This is a genomic window from Elizabethkingia argenteiflava (genome assembly GCF_009904105.1).
Lineage (GTDB): Bacteria > Bacteroidota > Bacteroidia > Flavobacteriales > Weeksellaceae > Elizabethkingia > Elizabethkingia argenteiflava.
This window is the reverse complement of sequence record NZ_JAAABJ010000160.1, coordinates 1-255: the sequence shown is the minus strand read 5'-3', so window position 1 is coordinate 255 and position 255 is coordinate 1. Positions and strand designations below refer to the sequence as shown.

The window sequence follows — 255 nt, the reverse complement described above, 5'->3', positions numbered from 1 at the left end:
ATAATATTCTGTTCTTAAAGCCATCAAAGGATTTCGCATAGTTTCTTCTAATCATAAACTGATCACATAATTGCGAAAATAAGGTTTCGATGGGCTTTCGGGATTTTCTAAAAATATAAGGCTGAGGATTATATCCATGTTGATTTTTTCGCATAGGTACTTCCATATTAATCTGGTTGTAAGTAAATAAGTCTCTTTGATAATCAATACTCAGATCACCTTTGTCTCCTAATATTGTACAATTTTGATACAAGT

Annotated in this window: 1 pseudogene; it reads right to left on the bottom strand. The window is 31.0% G+C overall.

Features of this window, described 5'->3' with window-relative positions:
* Nucleotides 1–255: pseudogene (locus tag GNY06_RS01255) on the bottom strand (IS982 family transposase); the annotation flags it as partial.